Source organism: Flavobacterium foetidum (genome assembly GCF_004634245.1).
GTDB lineage: Bacteria > Bacteroidota > Bacteroidia > Flavobacteriales > Flavobacteriaceae > Flavobacterium > Flavobacterium foetidum.
In genome coordinates this window covers 14,864-36,939 of sequence record NZ_SJTF01000021.1, presented here as the reverse complement: position 1 = coordinate 36,939, position 22,076 = coordinate 14,864, and the positions used below count along the sequence as shown (strand labels likewise).

Annotated in this window: 18 protein-coding genes; 10 read left to right on the top strand and 8 right to left on the bottom strand. The window is 34.8% G+C overall.

Annotated features, from left to right (window positions below; genetic code table 11):
* Positions 1-50 precede the first annotated feature (50 nt).
* The 4 genes from E0W73_RS20365 to E0W73_RS20350 all read right to left on the bottom strand — a co-directional run bounded on the left by E0W73_RS20365 (position 51) and on the right by E0W73_RS20350 (position 5,143).
* Entirely contained in the window at positions 51-1,832 is a 1,782-nt protein-coding gene (locus tag E0W73_RS20365) for a tetratricopeptide repeat protein (RefSeq protein WP_135223887.1), read from the bottom strand.
* A gap of 37 nt (positions 1,833-1,869) precedes the next feature.
* Positions 1,870-2,721 carry a prolipoprotein diacylglyceryl transferase gene (gene lgt, locus E0W73_RS20360; RefSeq protein WP_135223886.1) on the bottom strand — a complete coding sequence of 284 codons (852 nt, stop codon included), beginning with the start codon at positions 2,719-2,721 and terminating at the stop codon, positions 1,870-1,872.
* An 87-nt stretch (positions 2,722-2,808) separates the two neighbouring features.
* Positions 2,809-4,080 (bottom strand): serine--tRNA ligase, encoded by a 1,272-nt coding sequence (gene serS / locus E0W73_RS20355; RefSeq protein WP_135223885.1) that lies wholly within the window; start codon positions 4,078-4,080, stop codon positions 2,809-2,811.
* 160 nt (positions 4,081-4,240) lie between these two features.
* Complete coding sequence (locus E0W73_RS20350; protein ID WP_135223884.1) at positions 4,241-5,143, bottom strand: hypothetical protein; 903 nt, start codon at positions 5,141-5,143, stop codon at positions 4,241-4,243.
* Positions 5,144-5,518: 375 nt separating this feature from the next.
* On the opposite strand from E0W73_RS20350, the gene E0W73_RS20345 reads away from it, so the two are divergent.
* A complete protein-coding gene (locus tag E0W73_RS20345; RefSeq protein ID WP_135223883.1) occupies positions 5,519-5,995 on the top strand; it encodes a hypothetical protein in 477 nt (158 codons plus the stop codon).
* Between the two features lie 61 nt (positions 5,996-6,056).
* On the opposite strand, the gene E0W73_RS20340 is transcribed toward E0W73_RS20345, so the two are convergent.
* A complete protein-coding gene (locus E0W73_RS20340; protein ID WP_135223882.1) occupies positions 6,057-6,596 on the bottom strand; it encodes a DMP19 family protein in 540 nt (179 codons plus the stop codon).
* A gap of 299 nt (positions 6,597-6,895) precedes the next feature.
* Here E0W73_RS20340 and E0W73_RS20335 point away from each other — a divergent pair, with 299 nt between their 5' ends.
* Positions 6,896-7,339, top strand: coding sequence for a protease complex subunit PrcB family protein (locus E0W73_RS20335; RefSeq protein WP_135223881.1), 444 nt, complete (start codon positions 6,896-6,898; stop codon positions 7,337-7,339).
* Between the two features lie 32 nt (positions 7,340-7,371).
* Here the strand turns inward: E0W73_RS20335 and E0W73_RS20330 are convergent, their stop codons facing one another.
* The 3 genes from E0W73_RS20330 to E0W73_RS20320 form a co-directional block, all read right to left on the bottom strand.
* Positions 7,372-8,502, bottom strand: coding sequence for a DinB family protein (locus E0W73_RS20330; protein WP_135223880.1), 1,131 nt, complete (start codon positions 8,500-8,502; stop codon positions 7,372-7,374).
* A 135-nt stretch (positions 8,503-8,637) separates the two neighbouring features.
* A complete protein-coding gene (locus E0W73_RS20325; protein ID WP_135223879.1) occupies positions 8,638-8,865 on the bottom strand; it encodes a CDGSH iron-sulfur domain-containing protein in 228 nt (75 codons plus the stop codon).
* Between the two features lie 320 nt (positions 8,866-9,185).
* Positions 9,186-10,685, bottom strand: a complete 1,500-nt coding sequence (locus E0W73_RS20320) for a family 43 glycosylhydrolase (RefSeq protein WP_135223878.1) — start codon at positions 10,683-10,685, stop codon at positions 9,186-9,188.
* A gap of 526 nt (positions 10,686-11,211) precedes the next feature.
* Here E0W73_RS20320 and metG point away from each other — a divergent pair.
* The 8 genes from metG (at position 11,212) to E0W73_RS20275 (ending at position 22,068) form a co-directional block, all read left to right on the top strand.
* The gene (metG, locus tag E0W73_RS20315; protein WP_135223877.1) at positions 11,212-13,347 is read left to right on the top strand and encodes a methionine--tRNA ligase; all 2,136 of its coding nucleotides are present in this window, start codon (positions 11,212-11,214) and stop codon (positions 13,345-13,347) included.
* A 743-nt stretch (positions 13,348-14,090) separates the two neighbouring features.
* Complete coding sequence (locus tag E0W73_RS20305; RefSeq protein ID WP_162847738.1) at positions 14,091-15,455, top strand: T9SS type A sorting domain-containing protein; 1,365 nt, start codon at positions 14,091-14,093, stop codon at positions 15,453-15,455.
* A gap of 168 nt (positions 15,456-15,623) precedes the next feature.
* Positions 15,624-16,187 carry an NfeD family protein gene (locus E0W73_RS20300; RefSeq protein WP_208730554.1) on the top strand — a complete coding sequence of 188 codons (564 nt, stop codon included), beginning with the start codon at positions 15,624-15,626 and terminating at the stop codon, positions 16,185-16,187.
* Between the two features lie 10 nt (positions 16,188-16,197).
* Positions 16,198-17,718: a flotillin family protein gene (locus E0W73_RS20295; protein ID WP_135223874.1), complete on the top strand. Its 1,521-nt coding sequence runs from the start codon at positions 16,198-16,200 to the stop codon at positions 17,716-17,718.
* Positions 17,719-17,847: 129 nt separating this feature from the next.
* The gene (locus E0W73_RS20290) at positions 17,848-18,735 is read left to right on the top strand and encodes a DMT family transporter (protein ID WP_135223873.1); all 888 of its coding nucleotides are present in this window, start codon (positions 17,848-17,850) and stop codon (positions 18,733-18,735) included.
* Between the two features lie 765 nt (positions 18,736-19,500).
* Complete coding sequence (locus E0W73_RS20285) at positions 19,501-20,208, top strand: HAD family hydrolase (RefSeq protein WP_135223872.1); 708 nt, start codon at positions 19,501-19,503, stop codon at positions 20,206-20,208.
* Positions 20,208-20,837 carry a chloramphenicol acetyltransferase gene (locus E0W73_RS20280; protein WP_135223871.1) on the top strand — a complete coding sequence of 210 codons (630 nt, stop codon included), beginning with the start codon at positions 20,208-20,210 and terminating at the stop codon, positions 20,835-20,837. The genes E0W73_RS20285 and E0W73_RS20280 overlap by 1 nt, the downstream gene beginning before the upstream one ends.
* Before the next feature lie 94 nt (positions 20,838-20,931).
* Positions 20,932-22,068: an OmpA family protein gene (locus tag E0W73_RS20275; protein ID WP_135223870.1), complete on the top strand. Its 1,137-nt coding sequence runs from the start codon at positions 20,932-20,934 to the stop codon at positions 22,066-22,068.
* Positions 22,069-22,076: the final 8 nt, after the last annotated feature.

The window sequence follows — 22,076 nt, the reverse complement described above, 5'->3', positions numbered from 1 at the left end:
TCCTATTACTAATTCTTTTTTTGGAATTTGGAATTTAAAATATTGGAATTTTATAAATTCTTATCCCCTCTTAACTCTCGGTATTTTTTTCTGGCATCGACGAAGTAAATACTGTCCTGATGGTTAAAAATTACCTTTTCATATAATGGTTTTGCCTTTTCGGTGTCTTTTAGTTCGTCGTTATAGATTTCTGCTGAGAAAAACAGTGCTTCGTCCACATAAATTCCGTCACTGTGATGGTCGATGATCTGTTGATATTGGCTTAAAGCCGAAGCAAAATCCTTCTGACTTTCGTAAACTTTTCCTAATCGCAATAACGTTACTGCTTCTATTTCTTGTCCTTTAAAGCTTTTGAGAATATTCTGAAACTGCTCAATTGCTTCTGATTTTTTATTTTGGTAAATGAGAAAATCTCCTTTTGCAAACTGTTTCAAAGCAGTTTGAGTTGAATCTGCTGCTGTATTATCATTAATTAAAAGAAAATATTCTAAGGCATCATTGGCTATCAATTGCGTGTTTGCTGCTTTTAACTCTTTAAACTGCTTATTTGCCCATTCAAAATCGCCTTTGTAGTAACTTGTTTTCGCCGCTTTCAAACTGGCTTCGTGCGACATGACATCATTTTTCAAGTCGAGTTGAATCTGAGAATAATAAATCAGTGCCTGGTTGAATTTTTCTTCTAAAAGCAGAATATCGGCCAATTCCATCTTAGCGTCGGCTTTTTGATATTCGTTTAGATTTAATTCTAAAGCTTTTTTGACTACAGCTTTTCCTTCTTCTGTTTTTTTCAAATTAAAAGCTAGAAAATGCGCCTGAATCAACTGCAAAGATAAGGTAAAGGGACTAATTTCGTAAGTAGCCAGCAATTGTTGCAATTCCTGACCGATTGCCGGATAGTCTTTTTCTGCCGCTTTATCAATTTTGATTTCCATCAAATAAGCATTCGACTGAATCAATAAATCTAAATCTTTAGTGTTTTGAAGTATAAAATTTAGAATCTCAGCAGCCGTTTCGTCGTCATCGTCATTCATCGCAAACTGACTTAGATTGACGATGCTCATTAATGATTCGGGTTCGCGTTTGTAAATGGCTTTTTCCTGAATAAATGCTTTTCCGAATTCTTTCTGCTGTACGTAAAACCAGCTTAGATAGTGATTCCAATATACATCTTGGTCTTTTTGAGTTTTTAGAATCAACGCTTTTCGCATTGCGTCTTTAAAAGCTGTATTATCGGTTTCTCCATTCATAAAACGCGAAAGCTGCGTCTGAATCAGATTAGTATTCTGTGGATTTTTAAACGATTCTGCCAGAAGCAAATCAATCATCAAATCGGTTTTGCCCAATTGCCCATAAAGCATTCCAATCTGGAAATTGAAATTATAGTTAGGCTGTATTTCCATTGCTGCCTGATATGCTTTTAACGCATATTCCAGCAATACTTTTTTCTCAAAAGAACTTGCAATTCCGTACACATCATTCGGATTCGTCTTAATTTTGGCAATTGCTTCTTCGTAGTATTTTTTGGCTTTTGATTCGTTTTTCTGAAGCTGGAAGTTATAGCCTAATTCTACCAGAAACACACCTTGTTTATAACGATTGTAACGGTCTTGGATTGCTTTTTCGGCATTTTCAAATTGTTGCAATTGCTGATAACAATCGACAGTTCTTAAAAAATACTGGGTATTGGAAGGAGCGCTTCTTAAAAGTCCTTCGTAACTGATTTTTGCTTTTTCAAAATCACCTTTATCATAATAATATTGCGCCAGTTGCTCGTTTTGTCCAAATGCAAAACCAGAACACATTAAAACGATACATATCAATATGTTTTTCATATTGCAGTTTTTAAAGTTGACATTTTCAATCGTAGTTTTAGAATAAAACTGTCTTATGAAAATTTAATACTCGTCGTTCTTTTGATTTCCAAATAATCAGAACCAAACCAATTACTATAAACGGAATACTTAAAATCTGTCCCATGTTAATCAGCATATTGTTCTCAAAGGCTTCTTGATTTTCTTTGAAAAATTCAATTATAAATCGGGCTGAGAATAATAAAGTTAAGAAACTTCCAAAAATTAAACCTTGTGCATTTCTAATTTTCTCTGATTTATACATATAAAACAGAACTATGAAAATCGCTACATAAGCAAAAGCTTCATACAATTGCGTAGGATGCCTCGGAATTAAATCGTCTCTTTCAAATACAACTCCCCAATTTCCGTTGGTTGGTTTTCCGTAGATTTCAGAATTCATAAAATTACCCATTCTGATAAATGCTCCAGTTACAGGAACTGCAACCGCCATTTTATCCAAAAGTCCCAGAAATTGTACTTTATATCTTCTGCAATATAAAATCATTGCAGCAATTACACCTATAGAACCTCCGTGGCTTGCCAATCCTTGATAACCCACAAATTGATAAACACCTTTTATTTTCTGAATAGGCAAAAGAATTTCTATTGGATGTTTGAAGAAATATTCAGGTTCGTAGAATAGGCAATGTCCAAGTCGCGCACCCAAAACGGTTCCGACAATAACATAAATCAGCAAAGTATCGAGATTGTCTAAGGAAAGATTCTCCTTTTTGTAAATATTTCTAACAATATAAAAGCCCAGAAGAAGTCCGCAGGCAAAAAGAGCTCCGTAATATTTTAAAGGAAAACTATCTGTGATCCAAAAAATAACGGGATCAACGTTCCAGTTTAAAATTCCATTTTTCATGCTCTGTATTTTTAATTTTTATTCCAATTAAGAAAACCTAACAGGTTTTAAAAACCTGTTAGGTTTGTAATATTTCAGAACTAAAAACTAGTTTATAATATCAAATCCGCAGTAAGGACGTAAAACTTCAGGAATTACGATTCCTTCTGGAGTTTGGTAATTTTCTATAATTCCGGCCAAAACTCTTGGAAGTGCTAATGAACTTCCGTTAAGTGTATGCGCCAATTGATTTTTTCCGTCTTTGTCTTTGAAACGTAATTTCAAGCGGTTTGCCTGGAAAGTTTCAAAGTTAGAAACAGAACTGATTTCTAACCAGCGGTCTTGTGCTGTAGAAAACACTTCGAAATCGTAAGTCAAAGCAGAGGTGAACCCCATATCGCCTCCGCAAAGACGTAAAACTCTGTAAGGTAATTTTAATTCTTTTAAAATATCTTTTACATGTTCTACCATTCCGTCTAATGCAGCATAAGAATTATCTGGATGCTCGATACGAACGATTTCTACTTTATCAAACTGGTGCAAACGGTTTAAGCCTCGTACGTGCGCTCCGTAAGAACCTGCTTCACGACGGAAACATGGCGTATAGGCAGTTTGTAAAACCGGCAATTCGCTTTCGCTTAAAATAACATCACGGAACAAATTGGTTACCGGAACCTCAGCCGTTGGAATCAAATATAAATCGTCAACTCCAGCGTGGTACATCTGCCCTTCCTTGTCTGGCAATTGTCCTGTTCCGTAACCAGAAGCTTCGTTTACCAAATGCGGCACCTGAACTTCGTTGTATCCTGCAGCTGTATTTTTGTCTAAAAAGTAATTGATTAAAGCACGCTGTAACTTTGCGCCTTTTCCTTTATAAACAGGAAAACCAGCTCCTGTGATTTTTACACCCAATTCAAAATCGATAATATCGTATTTTTTTACCAACTCCCAGTGTGGCTGTGCGCCTTCGTGTAAAACTGGAATATCTCCTTCCTGGAAAACATTCAAATTATCGTCTGGAGTTTTTCCTTCAGGAACAATGTCAGCCGGAAGGTTTGGTAAAGTGTATAATTTATTGGTTAACTCAACAGCCAAAGCTTCTGCTTTTTCGCCAAGTTCTTTGCTTTTTTCTTTTAGTGAAACGGTCTTTTCTTTTAAGATTGCTGCTTTAGCTTTCTCTCCTGCTTTCATCAATTCACCAATATCTTTGGACAATTTATTAGATTCTGATAAAGTATTGTCTAATTCCACCTGTGCGGCACGACGATTTTCGTCTAATTGAACCACCTCTTCCACAACGCTTTTAGCATCGATATTTCGTTTTGCTAAAGCTTTGATTACTTTCTCTTGATTTTCTCTAATAAATGCAATTTGTAACATAGCTTGGTTTTTATAACTATTGTATTTTTATAACGGAAGCAAATTTAAGGAAATGTTTGTTAACAATAGGTCAAAGTTTCTAATGAAAACCGAAATCTCTTCTAAACAGCAAAAGCACTCTAAAAGTGCTTTTTACTGATGTTTTAAAATTCATTTTATTTTAATCTAAAAAACGATGTCTGTCATCTCGGGCATACACATATTCTCTGCCATTAAAACGCAACTTTTCGAATTCTTTTTTGGTTTTGAGGTCGTTTTTTTCTTCTATACCGTTCTCCAGATCGGCTTCTATCGCTTCTTCATACGAAAACTGCTTGGTTACTAGCAAATCACAAAAGCCGTTTGTTTTTTGCTCAGAAAGACTAATTCCGGTTTCTAATGTTTCCAGCTGAAAAGTCCCGCTCCCGTTGGAGTCGCCGTTGGTAAGGCGAATTGGATATTCGTACAAAATTTTCTTTATTTCATTATCAGCCAACGCCAGAATGGTAAATTTTCGTTCAGAATACAAAACAATTCGACTGTTGGCACTGACCTCTGTGTAAAACGCTATGCCTTTCAGATTTTCATTGAGCGAAACCAGGTTTTTTAAAATATAAGTTTTAGAAACCCGAATGCCTTCGTTATCATAATATCCGAGATTATCGTCAAACTCTTCGGCGATTATGGTGCCGTCTTCTTTATCTACAAAAAGGTATTTACGCTGAAAATAATCTCCGAGTGCTTCCTCATTTTTAACACCGTGCTCCACAATGGTCACGACAAAAAAAGCAGTTTTTTCATTATAATCTATAGAACTCGATTCGTTTATTTTAATGTCGGAATATTTAACTTTAAGATTGTCGGCTACTTTTGAGAGCAGCTTTACATTCAATTCCTCAGAATAGTGAATTTCATCTGTATTTTTAAAAAGCAGTTTTTGTATGTTCTTATTACGGCCTGCATCCACTTCGTTTTGGGTCAGCAGCTCCCGATTAAGGTTTTGGGATTCGGTTAAGCTGTTTTCGATTTTGCCACAGGAAATTAAAAACATAAAAAATCCGCTCAGAAGAATTTGTTTTTTCATTAGCTTCAATTTGTTTTGGAAATTTACTCTTTCAAAATCCTAGTTAACTTATCCTGAAAGTTTTTCAAATATATAATTTTCTTACAAAAAAATACTAAAAATTCGATTTTTTTAAACTACTTTCTTAAATCAACATCTTTATTGGTATCGATTATCCTAAAAATCCTTTTTTAGTTCAAACAAACTTAAAATCTAGAATTATGAATTGTAGGTTGAAATTTGTTTTTACTAACTCAGTAAATCCAATAAAAATCAGCATTTTAAAAATATTTCTACTGAAAAAGTGTTTTTTCCGTTTTTAGTTTACTGCAAAGAAAAATGTTCAACTGGTTTCTCTATATTTGCCCATTAACATTTTTTATAAAGTTTAAACCTATGAAAAAAACTACTCTCTTAATTTTACTATTTGTTTCTGTGATTTTTTCAAGCTGTAATCAGCAGACTCTAGAAAGCTACAACAACACCATTGTTGCTTCTCATTCCACTTTGTTTGATGCCACCAATAACTTCTATGAAAAATGTGAGAGTTATATAGGAAAACCAGAATCTAAAAAAGACTTATTGAAACTGATCAAGGAAACCAAAGCAAAATTGATTGAAGGAAGAAAACCTGTTGAGGCTTTGACTCCGTTTAAAGACCATGGATTACGAGCTACAATGCTGGATATGTATACCAGCAGCGAGCAGTCAATGGATAGTTTTGCCGCCAACGCAGATGTGATTACAGGTTCTGACCTTGAAAAAGCAATGGTTTTATTTAAAGGAGAATATGATAGACTTAATGAACTTGATACGCTCATTAAAGAACTCCAAGTGCAATATGCGTATGACAACAAGGGTGAATTGAGATAATATCCAAAATATAAATGACTAGATTTATAGCGTAATGAGAATCGTATAGATTTTTATTACGCTATTCTCTTTTGATTTCGTGTCCTGTAAACTCTTCTAAAGCAGTAAACATCTCCTCAACCGAAAGCACTTCTGTATCGGGATGCGATTTTAGAAAAGCGGCATTTAAGGCGGTCAGGTTTTCATCTAAGTCAAAAAATGCATTATTATTTAAGCTATCTCGAAACGGATTTGGCCCATCAAATTTTGCCTTCAAGAATTTTGCTAGTTTGATATTGCTCTGCAGACGCACTTTTTTGCTCTGTTCCTGAAACAAAGCCAGATGTTTTTCGGCACCAATCAATGCCAATCCTTCTTCAATCAACTCGTTGAGTTCTTTATTCCAACCTGAATCATAAACAAATCTTGCAAAATTTCCTTCGGTATATTTAGAAGCGTAATAATCCAGATAATAACTCATCAGCGCATCTTCGTGAATTAAATCGTCATCAATTTTTTCTTCACGCATAAGATTGATTACCGAAATATTCGAATTTACAACATCTTGCGGATTTTCGCTATTTGCTGCCGTTTCTGAAATAATGATTCTGCCAAATTCCATTGAGTTCTTTTTAAAGGTTTTTTACATTGCAAATTTCGGAGAAATAATCGAGTATTATGCTAGGTTGCTCGAGTAAATGATACCTGATCTAAAGATGTTTTAGCAGTTTTAAAAAGCTTATACATTCTCAGCATTTCAAAACATAATTTTTTTTACAACTTCTTAAAATATTTTCTTAAAATCTGCGTTATGGTTGATTAAAGCCAATCGATCAGAATATCATTACCAACGCAACCATTTTGCAAAAACATATCTGTTTAAGTAAGAACTTGTATGTTCTAAAACCAAAACCAGCAACCATGAAACAGATTATTACTATTTTAAGCATATTGTTATTGCTCACAAGCTGCAGCAATGACGAACAAGAAGAGACTGCCGTAACATTTTCTGTTATAGCGCAGGATGACCAATTTAATGGCGATTATAAAAGTCCCAAAATAAATCTGTTAATCAATACTGAAGCTGAATGGAATACGCTGAAAGAAAAAATGAGCCATAACACTGTTTCCATCCTAAAAGAAACAGAAATTGATTTTACAAAATATCAGATTATAGCCGTTTTTGACGAAATCAGAATGAGCAGTGGTTATTCTATAGAAGTTACAAAAGTATACGAAAACGAAAATAGCCGATTTGTAAAGATTGAAAATTTTAATCCAGGCGGATTGAGTTCTGTAATTACGCAACCTTTTCAGATTATCAAAATTTCAAGGTCAGCCAAAACAGTTATTTTTGAGCAATAAAAAAAGTCGCATTGCGAATGCGACTTTTTTTACTATTTCTTAAACTCCTTATCTAATACTTGTTTTTGTTGTGGCGGAATACGTTTCTTTAAAAACAAAATCTGTCCCAGATGGCTCGATTGGTGTTCCATAACGTGAAACCAGCAATATTGATTGGTCATATCATATTTTAACTGAACTTCGGCAAACCATGCATCGTCTCTTTTCTTTAATTCTTCGATTGTTTTGGCTCTCACTTCGTTATAGATATCCAAATAATATTGAATATTGTGGCCTTTAAATTCGTCTCTTCCGCCTTGATCCAGATTTAAGGCTGTGTTCCATTTCTTTTTTTCTTCTTCATTAAATTCCCTGTTTTCAAAAGTAAAGACCTGGTAGTATTTTTCGGCTGCAGCCAAATGCATGACCAAAGCTCCAATTCGATTTGCCTCTTCGTCATGAAGATAATCGATTTCATATTGGCTCATATTTTTGACTGTTCTTTCTACTCGGGCTTTAAGATCTTCAAGCATCGAAATCATATCGCCAATTTTTGGAGAAGCTCCTTCGACACCTCCTATTTTTGCTTCTGGACGAGGCTTGATTCCATTTCCATCAAACAACAAACTGCTTTTTCCATCAACAGCCGATTTATCAGAAGAAATTTTATATTCTTTCACCTTAACAATAGCATCTTTTGAAGTTCCAAGGTTCCACTTCGGAATATCCCCATTTTGCACAGGAGTTTCAAAACTTGCATTTAAGATTGTTAAAGGTTCGAAAACACCCTTATCATTTTCAATCCATAACTGATATTTATCAAAATAGAATTTTCCGTTATTGATGCACAGACCTCCAAAACTTAACGATTTGGTGTTCTTGTCTATCGTCCCTTCAACAGTGTACGATTGCCATTCCTTAGATTTTATAGGCCTGTCCTGCATGTTATCAAAAAAACCTTCTTCTTCATTTTTTGTATCAACTCTTGCCCAGACGCCGGCCCAAGCTTTGGAATCAGAACTTTCTACTTTTACTGATGCAACGACTTTAAATTTTTTCTTGACCGAAGTCTGAATATCAATGGTTTGATTGAATGAAGTCCAATCACTGGAAATTATTTTCTGTGTTTGTGCGTAACTTACACCGAAAAACAAAAACAAAAGTGGTATTAGTATTTTTTTCATTTTTGGAAAATTAAAGTTGCAGTAAATGTAATTATTGTTTTTTAAGTAATAACCTACTTTTTGATAAAAAATTACACAAAAAAAACTGCATCCTTGTGAGATGCAGTTTTTTTTATTTTTCTCTTATACAGAAACTTAATTGGTTTTCATCGGAGGTAAATCAAACGCAACAGAATCGTGTTCGAAGTTATTTCTGTGACCTCCATCGCAGAACGGTTTGTTGTTAGATAATCCGCAGCGGCAAAGTCCAAGTGCTTGTCTTCCTTGTAAACCGTAAAGCGCTCCCTCTGGATCCATGATTTCAAAATCTCCTTCGATTTTAATAGATCCGTTTTTATTGATGATTAATTTCGTCTTGCTCATAATTTTGTTTTTTCGGCTGCAAAGATTGCGAAATATATTCTCATTTATAAGCGCGAAACGTAGTTTAAACTCGTTCTATTTTATATGGGATTTGCCGCTAAGGCGCTAAGACACAAAGTTTATTATTTCACGCAGATTTGGCAGATTTAATTTAAAAAATCCTAAAAATATCTGCTTAAATCTATTTAAATCTGCGTGAAAAACTTTTTTATCATACTATAATCTTTGTTGAGCTACTTGCGGAGATTTCTCCTTCGTCGAAATGACAATATTGCGAAAAAAAACTTTGCTTCTTAGCGCCTTCGTGGCAGGCAAAAAATTTACAGCGTCTTGTAAACAAAATTTCTAAACTTCACGCTACCTTTTCCAAAAGAACAAAGAGCAATTCTTAAACCCAAAAAACCGCTCAAGACATTATGATGGTATCCTGAAACTTCTAGAGAGTTTTCGATTTTCTTCCAGTCTTTTCCGTCAAGGCTGTAAAACATATCGACTGTGTTTTTGATGTTTTTTAGACGGAGAAAAACTTTTCTTTTATGTGTAGCTTTCTCTGTCACAAATTGCCAGCCTCTTAAATTTGCCAAAATGTTGCTTTGATCGGCTAAAATTCCCGAATAATATTTGTTATCATAAAATAGCACCAAACCTCCAGTCGCATCGCCTTCAATCTCCATTTCAACTTCAGCGGTGTAAGAATGTCCTCCCGGTACCACAACTAGCGGTGAACTGTTTCCAACTCCGTCTCCTTTTCCTTCCATAGTCAACGTATTATTGGCCACTTTAAATCTCGAATTTTCAACTCCACCATAAAACTTCCACTGCGGTTTTAAGGCTGAACCTTCAAAATTATCACTTAACGAAAATTCAGAAAGGGTCTTTCCTTGCGGTTTTGCAATCGGTTTATCTGTTTGAGTGTTATCAGAAATTTTATACCAGCCGTCTTTTGTCCATTCCACTGGTTGCAGCAAAGTCTGACGCCCTAAGTTGTAATAATCTTTTTCGTAACCGTGAAAAATCATCCACCATTTTCCGTTTGCATCTTCAAAAATAGTGCTGTGTCCTTTTGACCACCAGGTTTCAGAATTGCTTTTTGTTCTTAAAATTGGATTATAAGGCGAATTCTCCCAAGGTCCAAGTGGCGATTTAGATCTTGCCGAAATAACCATATGGCTTGTCGCCGGACCAGCAGTTCCGCCTTCGGCAACGGTTAAATAATAATATTCACCTCGTTTGAACAATTTTGGTCCTTCCATACAAAAACATTCAATGCTCCAATCACGCGGAATTTTCCATCCATCATAGACATGTTTCAATTCACTTGTTACCGAAAGTCCGTCTTTTGACAAAGCCACATAACCGCCGTTACTGAAATATAAGAATCGATTTCCTTTATCATCTGCAACATGTCCTGGATCGATATTACCGATTTTCAAATCTATTGGTTCACTCCAAGGTCCGTTAATAGAATCGGCAGTTACTACGAAATTGGTGTTATTCGCAGGAAAATAAATGTAGTATTTGTTGTTGTACTTAATTAAATCGGGCGCCCAAACCGCCCCAACATATTTATGAAGCGCATTCGTAACTGGTTCCCAATTCATCAAATCAGTAGAATGCCAGATTAAAAGTCCGGGATAATAATCAAAAGAAGAATGTACGACATAGTAATCTTTTCCGTCTCTCAACAAACTCGGATCGGGATAATCTCCCGCAAAAATCGGATTGGTATATTTTCCTTGTTGTAAAGTTTTTCCCGATTGTGATTGAGAGTAACCGCAATAAACAAACAATACTAAAATGGTGAGATAGATTTTATTCATGTTTTGATATTTTTTTCAAATATAGTCAAAAAGACCATAAGATAAATTAGCCACCGATTAAAAGGATTAAAAAAGATTTTTGTTTCACGCAGATTTTGCAGATTAAGGCAGATTCAATAAAATAAATCCATTAATATCTGCTTAAATCTATTTAAATCTGCGTGAAAAACATTTTGTCATAACATGTTTTGGCCAATCTTCGTTGAGCTACTTGCGAAGATTTGCTTCGCCTATTCGCTATCGCTCGAGTCTCCTTACGTCGAAATGACCAGCTAGACGAATAACTTTGTGTCTATTTGGCTAAAGCCCTACACGATTACATTATAGAACCAACAGCTAAAGCTGGAGGCAATTCATAATTAAAAATCTTTTTTAATCCTTTTAATCTGTGGCAAAAAAAAATTTTGTGTCTTAGTGACTTCGCGGCAAAAATCTTAACGAATCTCTAGTAAAAACTCAGCGAATCTCGGTGTAACATTAAAATCTCAATTCTATTGCTTATTTTTGCACTCAATAAAATTGAATTATGATACAAGATCCGAAGAGATATACAATCACAGCGGCATTACCTTACACCAATGGACCAATACATATTGGGCATTTGGCAGGGGTTTACGTGCCTGCAGATATATATTCTCGATATTTAAGATTGCAGGGAAAAGACGTTGCATTTATTTGCGGAAGCGATGAACATGGTGTTGCAATTTCTATGAAAGCCAAAAAAGAAGGAATTACACCGCAGGAAGTTATTGATAAATATGATGGAATCATTCGTAAATCGTTTGCTGATTTCGGAATTTCATTCAACAATTATTCTAGAACTTCGGCTAAAATTCATCATGAAACGGCTTCTGAATTCTTTAGGACTTTGTATGATAAAGGCGATTTTATTGAAGAAGTTACAGAACAATTGTACGATGCAAAAGCCAATCAGTTTTTAGCAGATCGTTTTGTAGTTGGAACTTGCCCAAGATGCGGGAATGACGGAGCATACGGCGATCAATGTGAAAATTGCGGCTCTACTTTGAACGCAACTGATTTGATCAATCCGAAATCGACCATTACTGGCGAAACTCCGGTTTTAAAATCAACGAAACACTGGTTTTTACCTTTGGATCGTTACGATGCATTTTTACGCGAATGGATTTTAGAAGGTCATAAAAACGACTGGAAAACCAACGTTTACGGACAAGTAAAATCTTGGATTGATGCAGGTTTAGAACCTCGTGCGGTAACACGTGATTTGGACTGGGGAATTGATGTTCCAGTTGAAGGTGCTGAAGGCAAAAAACTTTACGTTTGGTTTGATGCGCCTATCGGATATATTTCTTCTACGAAAGAATGGGCGGCACGCGAAGGAAAAGACTGGGAACCGTACTGGAAAGATCAAGACACCAAATTAGTTCACTTTATCGGAAAAGACAATATTGTTTTCCACTGTATCATTTTCCCGGCGATGCTAAAAGCTGAAGGAAGCTACATTTTACCAGATAACGTTCCGGCAAATGAGTTCTTGAATTTGGAAGGCAACAAACTTTCTACTTCTAAAAACTGGGCGGTTTGGTTGCACGAATATTTAGAAGAATTTCCAGACAAGCAAGATGTTTTACGTTATGCATTGACATCTAACGCTCCTGAAACAAAAGATAACGATTTTACTTGGAAAGATTTTCAAGCGAGAAATAATAACGAATTGGTTGCCGTTTTCGGAAACTTTGTGAATCGTGTGGTGGTTTTAACCAACAAATATTACGATGGCGTTATTCCAGCTCCAAACGAATTTACAGAAGTTGACGAACAAACTTTAGCAGAATTAAAAGCCTATCCAGCGGTAATTTCAAGTTCTGTGGAGCGCTACAGATTCCGTGAAGCTTTGGGCGAATTAATGAATGTGGCTCGTTTAGGAAATAAATACCTGGCAGACGAAGAGCCTTGGAAAGTGATGAAAGACAATCCGGAGCGTGTAAAAACGCAGATGTATGTAGCACTGCAAATTGCTGCTGCGTTGAGCGTTTTGGCTGAACCATTTTTACCTTTCACTGCTGCGAAACTTTCTAAAATATTGAAGTTAGGAAATCTTAAAGAACATTTTGCAGGTTTCAGCAAATTCCTGAAAGAGAAAAATCGCGATGCAAAAGATATTTTCCTTGATAAAACTTTAGATTGGAATGATATTTCTGAAACTTCAGATTTACTTCCGGCAGGACATAAAATTGGCGAAGCAGAATTGCTTTTCGCTAAAATTGAAGACGAAGAAATACAAAAACAAATAGATAAATTGGAAGCAACAAAAACAGCTAATCTTGCCGAAAACAAACAAGCAGAACCTCAAAAAGATTTAATTCAGTTTGAAGATTTTGCTAAAATGGATATTCGTATCGGAACTATTTTGGAAGCTGAAAAAATGCCAAAAGCAAACAAACTTTTAGTTCTTAAAGTAGATACCGGAATTGATGTTCGTACGATTGTTTCGGGAATTGCTGAAAGTTTTTCGCCAGAAGAAATCATCGGAAAACGTGTTTCTGTATTAGCAAATCTTGCTCCAAGAGCTTTACGCGGTGTTGAAAGTCAAGGAATGATCTTGATGACAACAAACGCAGAAGGAAAACTAGTTTTTGTAAATCCAGATGCTGATGCGCCGAATGGGGCTACGGTGAACTAAAGATTTTAAAAGATGTGTTATTGCACATCTTTTTTTTTTATCTCTTTTAAGTTTATTTTGGTTGTCCTGCAAGGTTTTCAAAACCTTGTAGGTTTGAATAAATCGCCATACCTACAAGGTTTTGAAAACCTTGCAGGAATAAAAAAACAAAATAAAATTCTTACTTTTTGTTGTTTCTTTCAAAATCATTTTTATAAGTTTGTTCTGCAAAAAATACCCTTAAGGATTTTTAATTAAAACTTTAAGAGAATGATTAAAGAAAATCAAAAACCGACAAACCACTATGTAATGCCATCAATGGAAAAATTTCTAACACTTATGGTTTGAGGGAGATTTTAGAGAACAGCCCAATTATCTGTCTGAAATTTTCAAGCGAATTGTTGAAACAGAATTGGGAGATGATAAAGAGCTAAGATCAAAAATGATGGAATGCATCAAAATCAGTGAAATGCTCGCCAAAGCACTCGAACCGTTTTCGGATAAACAAATTCGGAAAGCCTGCCTGCAGTAATTTTTTTTTATTTAATGAACTAAAAGCGTGAATTCATATTTGATTTCACGCTTTTTTATTTAACTCTCTTATTTTTTAAAAAAAAGAAGAATTAAAGTTTGTAATTCATTGTTAAACAAGTATATTCGCACAAATTTAAATTTAATAATTTATGAAGAAAAATTACTTTTTTACAATTTTACTATTTATAATATTCCTTAATAATCTAGATGCTCAAAATCACAATTATCTAATGAGTACTTCTTTTGGAAATAAAGGGTATCTTTTTATTCCAACAACAATGCCTAAAGTTCTGTCGATTGATATTTTTTCGCAATCAAAAATTAGAATTACGGGCAATAATTTGAACTTGACTAACAATGATGGTTATAAAACTGTACAATTATTAAGCAACGGGCTTTTAGACACCAGTTTTTCAGGTGATGGAATAGAGAGTGGTACTCCCACTTTTTATAGTAAAAACAGCGCAACAGCCATAAACAATAATACAGAAATGTTGATTATTGGAAGGGAATATACTGGTGATTTTGAATACAAAATCATAAAAGTAAAGAACAATGGACTAGCAGATTTAAATTTTGGCGACTCTGGAATAGTTGTATCACCAAAAGATGGTGTAAGCGATAATCCGGGCTTTATTGATCAGATTTCAGACGGAAGTTTTATTTTCTCAACAAAATCTGGCAACAAAGTTTCTATCAAAAGCCTAACATCAAATGGATCTAAAACTGCTACATTACATAATAATTATCTTGGCTTATCAAGTGACTTCCAGAGTTACTGTAAAACTCAATCAGGGAATTTTTTATTTGGCGGAACATATTCTGATAATACTACCACAAGAAATTTATACCACTTTCTTAATGCAGACGGATCAAGCCTGAAACTTGTTTATCAAGATGATAACCAAAAAATAGGCAGTCAAGAAATGATATCTATTGTATACGACGAGATGAATCAGATTTTTATTGTTCTTGAAAATTACTACTCTTCAACATCCGATGCTAGATATCATATAAAAAAGTTTGATGCTAGTGGTACATCTCTTGCAAAATATACTTACAGAGAAGCTGATTTTGGTTTCCCTCCTACAAAAACAGTTTCATTAGGGGGGTTTACATATGTACTGGGTGTTGATCTTTCTTTTAATCTCAGAATAGCTAAACTAGATCAAAATGGACAATTTGATTCCTCTTTTGGAAATAATGGAATTGCTACCATTGATATTGCAGAGGATATAACTAAAATCGAAAGGGTTACAAGTGATAATTCTAACAGTATTTTTATTTCTTCTGGAAATATGTCTTCAACGAATACTGTGTTTGTAATGAAATTAAATATGAGCTATACTTTAGGAACAGATGATTTTACAGCAATCAATTCTAATTTATTTATTTATCCAAATCCGTCAAAAGGTATAATTAACTTTGAGGAAAAAGTTGATAAAGCCGTACTGTTTGATATAAATGGAAAAATGCTAAAAAACTTTAAGGAAGTTAATAACGCAGATATTTCTGAGTTTCAAAATGGCGTCTATTTGTTAACCTTCACATTAAACGGAAAATCAACGACAAAAAAGATTATTCTAAAAAAATAAACTTTCAAAAAGACATAATTCAAAATTAAAAACAAAAGCGCAAAATCAAGTATGAATTTGCGCTTTTGTTTTTTACAAATACTATAAAGTACATTTTCCTTTAAAACTAGTTTTCTTACAAAAAAAATGAGATATTAGCGCCAAAAGTTATTAGAAAAACTGAAAATCATGGAGCTATTAGACAGTCTACCTACGTTGCTTAAATCTTTTTGGTACATCGCGATTCCAACAAGTTTAATTTTTCTTATTCAAACCGTTATTACCTTTTCGGGTCTGGATGTCGCAGACGGCTTCGATACCGATTTTAATGCAGATGTTCACGACGGCGATTTTCAGCTTTTTTCTTTAAGAAACTTAATCAACTTTTTGCTGGGTTTCAGCTGGACCGGAATTTCTTTTTATGCTACTTTCGGCGAAAAACCTGTGTTTCTTATCATTACTTCGTTTGTTGTTGGAGTTTTGTTTGTGCTTTTGTTTTTCTTCGTAATCAAACAAGTACAAAAACTAGCCGAAGACAATTCTTTTAAAATAACCAATACGCTAAATAAAACTGCCGAAGTTTATCTGACTATTCCCGAAAAGAAAACTGGAAAAGGCAAAATCATGATAAGCGTAAACGGTGCATTTCATGAACTGGAAGCCATGACCGAACAGGACAGAATTCCGTCAGGAAGTTCAGTGAAAGTTGTTAGAATAGAAAACAACAACCTTTTAATCGTCGAAACCCTATAATACAACTATAATGATCAACCCAATTATTTTGATTGCAGTTGCGGCAATCGTTCTATTCGTAACCATTTCAGCATTAATCTCGAGGTACAAGCGCTGTCCTTCAGATAAAATTTTAGTAATCTACGGGCGCACTGGAGGAACCTCAGCACGTTGTGTACACGGTGGAGGTGCTTTTATCTGGCCGGTAATTCAGGATTACTCTTTTCTAGATTTAAAACCGCTTTCTATCGAAGCCAATCTGACCAATGCATTAAGCCGTCAGAACATTAGAGTCGATGTTCCTTGCCGATTCACCATAGCCATTTCTACAGAATCGGACAGTATGAATACAGCTGCTGAAAGATTATTAGGTTTATCATCAGAACAAGTTCAAGAGCTTGCAAAAGATATTTTGTTTGGTCAGTTGCGTTTGGTTATCGCAACCATGACTATTGAAGAAATTAACTCTGACCGTGATAAATTCCTGGACAACATTTCTAAAAACGTGGACAGTGAATTGAAGAAAATCGGTTTAAAATTAATCAACGTAAACGTTACCGATATTCGTGATGAATCTGGTTATATCGAAGCTTTAGGAAAAGAAGCTGCTGCAAAAGCCATCAACGAAGCTAAAATCAGCGTTGCAGAACAAGAAAAAATCGGGGAAACTGGTAAAGCTCTTGCTGATAGAGAAAAAGACACTCAAATCGCAGAAACACATAGAGATCGTGACGTAAAAATTGCGATTACTCAAAAAGACCGTGAAATTAGTATTGCAACAGCCGCCAAAGACGAAACGATTGGTAAAGCTGAAGCTGAAAGAGATACAAGGGTAAAAACTTCTGAAGCTAACGCGATTGCGATTCAGGGAGAAAACGAGGCTAAAATTGCCATTGCGAATTCTGAAGCGATTCGAAGAGAAAAAGAAGCAGAATCGTTACGTATCGCAATTGCTGCCGAAAAAGTACAACAGGCAAAAGCATTGGAAGAATCTTATCTTGCAGAGCAAAAAGCCGAGTTGGCTCGTTCTGAAAGAGAACGTTCTACACAAATTGCCAACATTGTAGTTCCTGCGGAAATTGCCAAACAAAGAGCCATTATCGAAGCACAGGCTGCTGCAGAAACTATTAGAGAAAATGCAAAAGGAGAAGCTGATGCTATTTTCGCTAAGATGGAAGCAGAAGCAAAAGGTTTATTTGAAATCTTAACCAAACAAGCAGAAGGTTACAAAGATGTAGTAGCGGCTGCAGGCGGAGATCCAAGCAAAGCATTCCAGCTTTTATTATTGGAAAAACTTCCAGAATTGGTTAAAACTCAAGTTGAAGCTGTTAAAAATATCAAGATTGACAAAATTACCGTTTGGGATTCTGGAAATGGTCAGGGCGAAAATGGTTCTACAGCCAATTTTGTTTCTGGAATGATGAAAACGGTTCCGCCATTAAATGATTTATTCAATATGGCCGGATTAAATCTGCCGAGTTATCTAAAAGGTGAAGATTCAAGTACACCAGAAGTTCCACCAACGATTCAGGTTGAAGAAACTAAAGAATAAAGAAGCTCTTCTTTTTAAAATAAAAAAGCATGAACCGATTAAATTTTTAATCGATTCGTGCTTTTTCCTTTCATGATACTTACTTTCTAAACTATCTTTGAAAAAAATATCTAAGAATAAATACATCTAATGAAACTCACTAAACCAAGATTAGCCCTAATCTGCGGTATCCTTTGCATCTCGATTTTTCCGATATTAGTTAAATTACGTTTGACTCCGGGCTTAATTTCGGCTTTTTATCGAATGTTTTTTGCGGTGACTTTACTTTTGCCTTATGTACTATTGACCAAAAACTTTAAACTGCCAACATTAAAATTTATTTTTCTAGCAATACTTTGCGGTATTCTATTTTCATCTGATGTTGCGGTTTGGAATATTGCCATTCAGGAATCAAGTGCGACTCAGGCTTCTTTGCTAACCAATTTATCTCCAGTTTGGGTTGGCGTTGGTTCTTTCTTTTTTCTGAAAGCAAAGCCCGCTACAAATTTCTGGATTGGAACCATCGTTGCTTTATTCGGAATGGTAACTTTAGTCGGTTTTGAATTTTTTATTGATTTGAATTTTGACCAAGCATTTTTGTTCGCCGTTTTATCCGGAATCTTATATTCGATTTATCTTTTGGTCAGCAAAAATGTACTTTCAGAAGTTGATGTTTTATCATTTATGACCATTAGTTTAACGGCTTCAAGCATTTACTTAGGAATTTTATGCTATTCGTTAAACGAACCTTTTACCGGTTTTTCAAATGCAGGCTGGTTTGTTTTGGTTTTACAAGCTGTAATCTGTCAATTGTGTGCGTGGCTATCGATTAGTTATGCAACGCAACACATGCGCGCAACAAGAGTTTCATTGAGTTTGTTAAGTCAGGCGGTAATTACTTCCATTTTGGCTTGGTTGTTTTTGGAAGAAAAAATAACTTTACAGATGGTTTTCGGCGGAATCATATTGCTTTTCGGAATCCGAATTACTTTTTACGATAAAACGATTTCTTTGAAAAGGCTTTTTTCTAAGGATTAAGATTAAAAAGGTTTCACGCAGATTCAGCAGATTTGGCAAAAAAATTAGTGTAATCCGTGAAATTAGTGGCAAAAAAGTCTCTCGCAGATTTGGCAGATTAAACAGATATTTTTTTTAATCTTAATAATCTCTGACAAAAAAATTCGTGTAATTCGTGGCAAAATATTTTCACGCAGATTCAGCAGATTTAAGCAGATTTATTAAAAAAAACATTTTAATATCCATAATCTGTGGCAAAAAAATTAGTGTAATCCGTGAAATTGGTGGCAAAAAAATATCTCTCGCAGATTTGGCAGATTAAGCAGATATTCTTTTAAATCTTAATAATTTGTGACAAAAAAATTCGTGTAATTCGAGGCAAAATATTTTCACGCAGATTAGACAGATTTAAGCAGATTTATTAAAAAAAATCATTTTAATTTTCATAATCTGTGGCAAAAACTATCCCGCAGATTTGAAAGATTGTTTTTTATTTTAAAAGAAAGCTGTCAAAATAAAATTAGCGAGAATTCGTGAAATTTGTGGTGAAAAAATATCTCCCGCAGATTTAGCAGATTCGGCAGCTCTATTTTTAACTTAACAGAAAGCTATCAAAGAAAAATTTGTGTTAATTTGTGAAATTTGTGGCTAAAAAAGTCTCGCCTAGATTTGGCAGATTAAACAAATTAAAAATCATTTTAATAGTATAGGGATTGCCAAAAATTAATTCTAATTCGTGGCTGAAACTTGAAACCTGAAACAAAAAACACTTGAAACAAAAAACTTATGTTACATAAAACTAAAATTCCAAATCTAAAAGTAATCGCATTTGATGCCGATGACACTTTGTTTGTAAACGAACCTTATTTTCAGGAAACCGAACATAAATTCTGTGCCTTGATGGAAGATTATCTTTCGCATCAAGGCATTTCGCAGGAATTATTCAAGATTGAAATTGCCAATCTGCCTTTGTACGGCTACGGAATCAAAGGTTACATCCTTTCGATGATTGAAGCTGCCATGAACATTTCAAACAATACTATTCCAGTTGAAGTCATTGAAAAAATCATTCAATACGGAAAAGAACTTTTGGAAAAGCCCATCGAACTTTTGGACGGAATCGAAGAAACATTACAAGCCCTTCACGGAAAATACAAATTAGTCGTAGCAACAAAAGGCGATTTAAAGGATCAACACAGCAAACTGCATCGTTCTGGTTTAGGACATTATTTTCATCACATCGAAGTAATGTCAGACAAACAGGAAATTGATTATGAAAAACTATTAGGGCGTCTGGAAATAAAGCCAAGCGAATTCCTAATGATTGGAAATTCATTAAAATCGGATGTGCTTCCTGTTTTAGGAATCGGCGGTTATGCCGTTCATATTCCGTTTCACACAACTTGGGAACACGAAAAAATAAATCATAAAGTCGAGCACGAACATTTTAGCTCATTTGAAAAGATTACAGAAGTAGTCCACAATTTAGTATAATGAAAACACTTTTAGACTTAGAAAACTGGAATAGAAAAGAACATTTTGCACATTTCAGCAAAATGGAAGAACCATTTTTTGGCGCTACTGTAGAAATCGATTGCACAAAAGCTTACCAAACTGCCAAAGAACTAAACACATCTTTCTTCATTTTCTATTTACATAAAACACTTGCTGCTGTAAATGCAGTTGAAAATTTTAAATATCGAATTTCTGAAGACAAGATTTTCATAAACGAACGCGTTGATGCATCGGCTACTATTGGCCGTGAAGACGGCACTTTCGGATTTTCATTAATCGAATACAATCCAGATTATAACCTCTTCGAAAAAAATGCATTAGCAGAAATCGAACGAATTCAAAACACAACCGGGCTTTTTACTAGAGAATTTAATGATGATAATTTGATTCATTTCTCGGCAATTCCGTGGTTGAATTTTACATCGCTTACCCATGCACGAAGTTTTACATATCCAGACAGCTGTCCTAAAGTTTCTTTCGGCAAAATGATGGTTTCTGAAACCGGAAAAAGGACAATTTCAATGACGGTCTACGTTCATCATGGATTGATGGATGGTTTGCATCTGGGGCAGTTTGTTGACTATTTTCAGGAATTGATGAATGCTTAAACTTACCTTATTCTATCATATTTAAAACTTTTAAAGAAAGTATATTCCTCTAAAAACATCTTAGTTTGGGCAAAATTTAAAAATCTCAACTAAAATGAAAAAAAATGTCGTTATTCTAGCGTCTCTGCTTGCTTTAACAAATTTACATGCCCAAGAAAAAAATGAGAACAACCATTCAGATCATTATAATAAATGGTCTGTAGAATTCGCTGGAGGAGTAAATAAACCGCAACGTCCGATGACGGGAGGTTATTACACTGCAACACCAAGTCCTATTACTGCAGATTTAGGCGTACGTTACATGCTCAACAATAAATTTGGTGTAAAAGCTGACTTTGGATACAACAGCATCACAAACGAAGGAAACTCTAATGATTTTGACTCTAAATACTACCGAGCAGATTTTCAGGGAGTGGCCAATTTAGGACGAATCATGAATTTTGAAACCTGGACAAATACTTTTGGTTTATTAACACACGCAGGATTTGGAGTTGGAAGACTTGACAATAAAGATCTAAAAGTAAAAGACTATGTTGGCAATTTAATAGCTGGTGTTACTGGCCAAATTAGATTATCGAACCGTGTTGCGTTGACTGCTGATGTCTCTACAATAGTAAATGCTTATCAAGATCATACTTTTGATGGTTTCAGCAAAACAAATTCTAGAGGTTTTAGCGGACTTTTGTTTAACGGAACTGTTGGTTTGAATGTTTACCTAGGCAAAAACGAGAAACACGCCGACTGGACTGTGGTTTCTGACGATGCGGCTGTAGCAGCATTAGAAAATAAAGTTGCAGCACTTGAAGAGCAAATCAAAAAAGTTCCAGAGAAACAGGTGGTCATAGAAAAACCAATCAATAACACCGTAGTAAACGACAAAGATCTTGTGAAAGAAATGATCGACTCTAACTATTACAGTGTTTATTTCAATTTCAACAAATCGACTCCTATCGAAAATTCGACTGCAGCCATCGATGTGATTTTAACCTATTTGAGAAAAAACCCATCAGCATCAATAGACATTATCGGTTATGCGGATCAGGTAGGAAGCTCAGATTACAATACTAAATTGTCTAAGGCAAGAGCAAATTCTGTAAAAACGATTCTTGAGAAAGCAGGAATTGCATCTTCAAGATTAAATGTAATTGCTGGCGGTGCAGATACGACAATTCAAAAAGACCCTGAAGAAGCTAGAAGATTAGCTAGAAGAGTTACTTTTAAAGTTAGATAAGCTTTCTA